Origin of the sequence: Psychrobacter sp. TB55-MNA-CIBAN-0194 (assembly GCF_040309505.1) — a bacterium.
Classification (GTDB): domain Bacteria; phylum Pseudomonadota; class Gammaproteobacteria; order Pseudomonadales; family Moraxellaceae; genus Psychrobacter; species Psychrobacter fozii.
In genome coordinates, this window is record NZ_JBEOOW010000301.1 from 1 (window position 1) to 271 (window position 271).

Annotated in this window: 1 protein-coding gene; it reads left to right on the top strand. The window is 44.3% G+C overall.

The features are described 5' to 3' along the window. Positions 1-271: hypothetical protein (locus AAEY75_RS15230; protein ID WP_502944430.1), on the top strand; the 271-nt coding region annotated here is incomplete at both ends.

Sequence of the window (271 nt, forward strand, 5' to 3'; positions counted from 1 at the left end):
ATATATGGTAGGGCGCATCATCGCTCGTCCATTTGTCGGGGAGCCGGGGGCATTTGTTAGAACACCAAATCGTCATGACTATGCATTAAAACCATTCGACCGTACCGTCATGAATGAATTGAAAGATGATGGACTTGATGTCATTGCTATCGGAAAAATCTCTGATATTTATGATGGTGAAGGAATCACCTCTTCACTCAGAACGAAATCCAACATGGATGGAATGGACAAGCTAGTGGAGACGCTGAAAACAGACTTTACTGGGCTGAGC